This is a genomic window from Streptomyces sp. NPDC026394, assembly GCF_055567735.1.
The window spans coordinates 529697-536115 of sequence record NZ_JBVHPX010000004.1 but is presented as its reverse complement, the minus strand read 5'-3'; the positions used below and the strand labels follow the sequence as shown (position 1 = coordinate 536115).

The following is a 6419-nucleotide window of genomic DNA, read 5'->3' as shown; positions in this document are numbered from 1 at the left end:
GGCCGGGGGGTCCCCCCCCGGGGGGGGGGGGGGGGCCTTTTTGTGCGGTTCACCCCCCCCCCCCCGCCCCCCGGGCGGCCGGACCGGAGCGGCCGCCGGGCCCGCCGTGCCGAACCTGGCGGCGGACACCCCCTGACATGCGGTATTGTTCTCTTGCGCGGTCGGCCGGGAGAAACACCGGGCCGGACGGGTATCGGGACGTGGCGCAGCTTGGTAGCGCACTTGACTGGGGGTCAAGGGGTCGCAGGTTCAAATCCTGTCGTCCCGACCGGGTGAAACAGCTCCCGGTCTGAGGGAAATCTCAGGCCGGGGGCTGTTTTCCGTGCTCTTCCGCCCCCATGTGCCGGATCGCCGGACCGCGATCGCCGGACAGCCGGGCGGACGGTGCTCCGGCGGGCGGCGGGCCGCCCCGCCGTCCGTCCAAGCTGGACACCCGCCGGTACCTGGCCTTCGGACCGGCCCCCCACTACTTTTGCCTCGGCGCGGGGTCGATACCTACGGAGAGCCGAGCCGCCCTCGCACCGTCGGCGGCACACCGGCCCCTGTCGTCCCCGCCGCCCCGCCCGATCACCCGCTCACCTCCCGGAGTGACCGTGCCAGATGCCCTCAAGATCAGGAACCAGCGGTGCTGACCCGCGACCGGACCCTGCACGGCGCGTTCGGCGCACAGGCCCGGAGCAGGCCGGACGGGGTGGCGCTGATCCAGGGCGAGACGGTCCTGACCTACGCCGAGCTGGCCAGGGCGGCGGACGACTACGCCGCGGAGCTGGCCGGGCTCGGAGTCCGGCCAGGTGATCTGGTACCGGTGCTCCTGCCGCGCACACCGGAACTCGTGGCGACACTGCTGGCCCTGCTCAAACTGGGCGCCGCCTACTCCGTCCTGGACGCGAGGTGGCCGCGGGAGCGCCGCGACGAACTCGTCCGGCAGCTCGGGTCGCCGGTCGTCGTCACCGAGGCACGGCCGGTGGCCGCGGCGATCCGCGGCGGCCGGCGGGTGAGCGACGCCGTGACCGGCGCCGGCACGCCGTCGACGGTCTTCTTCACCTCCGGCACCACCGGCACGCCCAAAGGCGTGGTGTCCACGCACGGCGCCGTCACCAGGCTGTTCACCGCCGGGAGCTTCGCCGATTTCGGGCCGGGCCGCGTCACCTCCGCCGCCGCCGCGCTGCCGTGGGACGCGTTCTCGCTGGAACTCTGGGGGCCGCTGGTCAGCGGAGGCACCTGCGTCCTCGCCGAGGGCGAGTACTTCCTGCCCGACACTCTCGCGGGGATGATCCACGAGCACGGGGTGAACACGACGTGGCTCACCGCCTCGCTGTTCAACCTGTTCCTGGACGAACAGCCCGAGTGCTTCCGCGGACTGTCGGTACTGATCATCGGCGGGGAACGGCTCTCGCCCGCCCATGTGCGCCGCTTCCTCACCGCGCACCCCGGCATCACGCTGCTCAACGGCTACGGGCCGGTGGAGAGCTGCGTCTTCGCGACGACGCACCGGATCACGCCTGCCGACACCCGGCGGACGCACGGGATTCCGCTGGGGCGGGCGGTGCCGTGCACCCGGACCGCCGTGCTGCGCGACGGGGCACCGGCGGCCCCCGGCCAACCGGGCGAGATATGGATCGGCGGCGAGGGCCTGGCCGTCGGCTACCTCGCGCATCCCGAGGAGACCGCGCGGCGCTTCACGACCGTGCGGACGGCGGACGGCCCGGTGCGTATGTACCGTACGGGAGACCTGGGCCTGCTCGACGACGAGGGCGTACTGCACTACCTGGGCCGCGCCGACCGGCAGGTCAAGATCCAGGGGCACCGGATCGAGCCGGCCGAGATCGAGAGTGCCTGCGAGGCACTGCCGGAGGTGGAACGGGCCGTCGTCGTTCCCGTGGAAGGAACCGACCTGGCCTTCACCCGCCTCGCGCTGTTCTACACGGCCGCGCCCGCGGCGCGGCGCTCCGCGGCCCTGGCCGACCGGCTCCGGGACGTGCTGCCGTCCTACTGCGTACCGGAGTTGATCGAAGAAGTACGAGCCTTTCCCCTGACGGCGCAGGGCAAGACCGACCACCGGGCGCTCCTGGCCGGGCTCGGGCCGTCCGGAAGCGGAACCGGAACCGGGACCGGGCCGGACCTCGACGCGCTCTTCGGCGAACTCGTCCGGTCCCCTGACGAACGTCCCGGCGCCTGGCCGCCCGACACCAGCTGGGCCGCGCTCGGTGGCACCTCGCTCGACGCGATGCGGCTGTGCGCCCGGATCCAGCGCCAGCTGAACGTCCGGGTGTCGGTGTCGGACTTCATGAAGGAGCCGAACCTCGACGGGCTGCGGCGTCTGGTCGGGCAGGCCGTGACGCTGCCGGCGGAAGACCGGGCCGGGGCGACCGACAGCACGGTGGTTCCGCTCGTGGGCATGCCGGCGCACTTCTGCATGCGGTACGAGCTGCTCCCCGAAGACACCTCGACCCTGTGCCGCAGAGCCTGGCGGATCGACGGGCCCGTCGACCTGGAGGCGCTGGAACAGTCCCTGAACGACCTGCACGCACGGCACGAGGCACTGCGCGCCGCCTATCTCCTGGAGGACGGGCCGGTCGCGCGTCTGACCGGCCCGGGCGGCCGTGTCGTGCTCACCGACCTCGGCCCGTGCGGCGACGGCGAGCCGGCACAGGACCGGCTGGAGAAAGCGTTGCTGCGTCCGCTGTCGATCCAGACCGGCGAGGTCTGGCGCTGTGCCGTGGTGCGCGAGGCGAGCGGCAGCACCCTGTTCGGGCTGACGGTGCATCACATCGCGTTCGACGGCTGGTCGGAATCGCTGCTCGTCGCCGAGTTGTCGGCCGCGTACCGCAGCCGCCTCGCCGGAACCCGGGAAACCTTCGACGGCCCCGCCCCGACCCTCGCGGAACTCGCCCTGGAGGAGCTGACGGTCCGCCGGCACGAGGACCGCGGGCGTCAACTGGACTACTGGAAGTCGGCGCTGCTCGGCGCGCAGGACGTGGTGTGGCCCGAGCCGGAGTCGGTGGACGACGACCCGGTGGGCGTGTGCTGCTTCACGCTCGGCACGCCCGCCGTCGAGCGCCTGGCACGGGAGGCGCGCCAGTACGGGAGCACGCTGTTCCTGGCCCTCTTCACGGGGTTCGACGCGGCTCTGCGCGAGGTGCTCGGGCAGGGGGACTTCTGCGTCGGTGTCCCGGTGGCGCGACGCGGCGGCGCGCACGCGATCCGCGCCGTCGGTTGTGTGGTGGACATGTTGTGCCTCCGTATGCCGCCCGCGGACGCGGCCGATTCCCTCAGGAGCCGGATGGCGCGGACCTACCCGGTGATCAAAGAAGCGATGGCGTGCCAGGACGTCGCCTTCGACGAGGTCGTGGCGGCCGTGACGCCTCCGCGGACGACGCGCAACCCGCTGTACCAGACGGTGTTCGCCTACCAGAACAACGTCACCGGGTCCTTGGCGCTCGACGGGTGCGCCGTCCGCGCCCTGCCGCAGCCGCTGGTCGCGCCGTCGGCGGAGCTGGCCTGCGAGGTGTGGCCGCAGCCGGGGGGCGGGCTACGGGTGGAGCTGACCTTCCAGTCCCGGTTGATCCGGCGGGACGCGGTACGGCGCATCGCCGACACGTACCAGGCCCTGCTCACCGAGGACGTCGGACCGCGCTGAGGCGCAGCGGTGGGCCGTACCGTCAGTACGGTACGGCCCACCGCGACGGGTGACCGGCGGTCCCCGCTCCCGCCTCGACGGCTCTCCGCCCCTACCGCAGCGGACGGAAGAACCGGCGGACGTCGTCGATGAGCAGACCGGGCGCTTCCAGTGCGGCGAAATGCCCGCCGGTGTCGAACTCGGTCCAGGACGTGATGTGCGGATGGGTGCGCTCGGCGAACCGCCGGACCGGCGGCGCCTGTTCGCCGGGAAACACCGCGATCCCGAGCGGGACGTTCAACTGCCTGGGCAGGCCGAAGCTCGTGGCCGAGTCCTTGTACAGGCGGGCGGCGGACGCCGCGGTGTTGGTGAGCCAGTAGAGCATGACATTGGTCAGGATGCGGTCACGGCTCACCGCGTCCTCCGGAACTCCGGCCTGATAGGTCCATTCCTTGAACTTCTCCACGATCCAGGCGAGCTGGCCGACCGGAGAGTCCGCGAGGGCGTGCGAGACCGTGTGCGGGCGCTGCGTCTGCACCTGGGCGTAGCCGGACAATTCCGTGTTGAATACTTCGAGGCGGCTGACGCGTTCCATGTCGGCGGGGGAGAGCGCGGCCATCTCCGCCGGATCGCCGGACGGAAAGGTGAGCAGGAAGTTCAGGTGCACGCCCACCACGTTCCCGGGCGCGTGGACACCCAGTTGGCGCGAGATCAGCGAGCCGAAATCGCCGCCCTGCGCACCGTACCGGCGATACCCGAGCCGGTTCATCAGCTCGGCCCAGGCGGCGGCGACCCGCTCGACCCCCCACCCGTTGTCGGGGGTCGGGCCGGACAGACCGAACCCCGGGATCGAGGGAATCACCAGGTCGAAGGCGTCCGCGCGGTCGCCGCCGTGCGCCGCGGGGTCGGTGAGCGGGCCGATGACGTCGAGGAACTCGACGACCGATCCCGGCCAGCCGTGTGTGAGGACGAGCGGCAGCGCGTCCGGTTCCGCGGACCGGACGTGGAGGAAATGCACGGTGGTTCCGTCGATTTCCGTGGTGAACTGCGGGAACGCGTTCAGTTGCGCCTCGGCCCGTCGCCAGTCGTACGAGGTGCGCCAGTACGCGCTGAGATTCCGCAGGTAATCCACCGGCACGCCGTACTCCCAGCCGGAATCCGCCGCCTGCGCGGACCAGCGGGTCCGGTCCAGCCTTTCCGCCAGGTCGTCCAGAACCTCCTGCGGAATGTCCACGCGAAACGGCCGTATGCGGTCGTCGGAGACCATCAATTCTCCTTGTCGGTCCGAGCGCGCCGAATGACAGAAACCGGCACTCCAGCATCCGTACGGTCGAGCATAGACAGCACCCGCCGACAAAACACCCGTCCATTGACGGGCCGCGCCCGCTGACCGGACGATGGCCAGGCGTACGCGACGCGACCCGAACGGCGAGTCACCACGGAAGGGACACGTGGATGTCTTTGGATGCGCAGCACGTCGAGGAAGAACTTCCCGACCTGTCCGATCCGTTGTGGTATTCCGGCGGCCGGGCGGAGGAACTCTGGGCGTCCCTGCGCGAACGCGCACCGCTCTTCAGGACCGAACGGACGACGGGGGACAGCTTCTGGTCCGTGCTGGGCCACCCGCTCGCGAACGCCGTCCTCCGGGACAGCGAGACCTTCGTCTCCTCCCGCGGCATGCGCCTCGACTCGCCGCCCGCGCCGACCGCCCAGGCGGCCGGCCGGGTGCTCATCGTCAGCGACCCGCCACGGCACGGGAGCATCCGGCGCATCATCAGCTCCGCCTTCACCCCGCGTACGGTCCGGCGGCTGGAGTCGACGATCCGCCGGACGGCCTCGGACATCGTGGACGCGGCGGTCGCCGAAGGGGACTGCGACGCGGTCCAGATGGCGGCCAGGCTCCCGGTCTCGGTGATCTGCGACATGCTGGGCGTGCCCCGCGAGGACTGGGAGCATCTCCTGCACCAGTCCATGACGGCGATGAATTCCGGCGGTGACCGGGAGATCGAGATCGAGGCGAACAGCGAGATCCTGGCGTACTACGAACACCTGGTGCGGCTGCGCCGGAAGGACCCGGGGGACGATGTCGTCAGCGCCCTGATCCACGGCGAGGTGGACGGGGTGCCGTTCACCGACGAGGAGATCATCCTCAACTGCAACGCCCTGCTGTCGGCCGGCAACGAGACCACGCGGCACTCCATGGTCGGCGGTCTGCTCGCCTTCATCAGGTTCCCCGGCGAGTGGGACCGCCTGCGCGCCGACCCCGGCCTGATGCCCACCGCGGTGCAGGAGATCCTCCGGCACGCGAGCCCGGTCCTGCACGTACTGCGTACGGCCGTCAGGGACACCCGGATCGGGGACCGGGCCGTCGCGGACGGCGACAAGGTGGCGGTCTGGCTCCCGGCCGTCAACCGCGACGCCACCGTATTCGACGATCCGGACCGGTTCGACGTCGGGCGGGAGCCGAACCGGCACCTCGCGCTGTCCGCGGGACCGCACTTCTGCCTCGGGTCCTCGCTCGCCGTCATGGAGATCACCGTGCTGTTCGAGGAACTCCTCAAGCGCGTGGACCGCCCCGAACTCACCGGTGAGCCACGCCGGGTGCGCTCCAATTTCATCCAGGGGTACGAGACGGCACCGGTGACGCTGCGGCGTCGTACGGAATAGGTCCTGTCGTGGGGGGGGGGGGGCCCCCCCCCCGGGGGGGGGGGGGGGGGCCCCGCGCCCCCCCCCCCCGCCCGGGCCGCCCCCCCCCCCCGGGGGGGGGCGCCGGGGGGGGGCGGGGGGGGGGGGGGCGCCG

The 6419-nt window shown here is 71.9% G+C and carries 3 protein-coding genes and 1 tRNA gene; 3 read left to right on the top strand and 1 reads right to left on the bottom strand.

All coding sequences use genetic code 11. From position 1 onward, the window contains the following. Positions 1–194: 194 nt before the first annotated feature. Together ACZ4QV_RS13645 and ACZ4QV_RS13640 are read left to right on the top strand one after the other, a co-directional pair. Positions 195–268, top strand: a tRNA-Pro gene (locus ACZ4QV_RS13645). A gap of 357 nt (positions 269–625) precedes the next feature. Continuing rightward, positions 626–3640 carry an amino acid adenylation domain-containing protein gene (locus ACZ4QV_RS13640; RefSeq protein WP_361640510.1) on the top strand — a complete coding sequence of 1005 codons (3015 nt, stop codon included), beginning with the start codon at positions 626–628 and terminating at the stop codon, positions 3638–3640. 91 nt (positions 3641–3731) lie between these two features. On the opposite strand, the gene ACZ4QV_RS13635 is transcribed toward ACZ4QV_RS13640, so the two are convergent. Next, complete coding sequence (locus ACZ4QV_RS13635) at positions 3732–4886, bottom strand: epoxide hydrolase family protein (protein WP_361592997.1); 1155 nt, start codon at positions 4884–4886, stop codon at positions 3732–3734. A gap of 188 nt (positions 4887–5074) precedes the next feature. Here ACZ4QV_RS13635 and ACZ4QV_RS13630 point away from each other — a divergent pair, with 188 nt between their 5' ends. Beyond that, positions 5075–6286, top strand: coding sequence for a cytochrome P450 (locus ACZ4QV_RS13630; protein ID WP_361593000.1), 1212 nt, complete (start codon positions 5075–5077; stop codon positions 6284–6286). Positions 6287–6419: the final 133 nt, after the last annotated feature.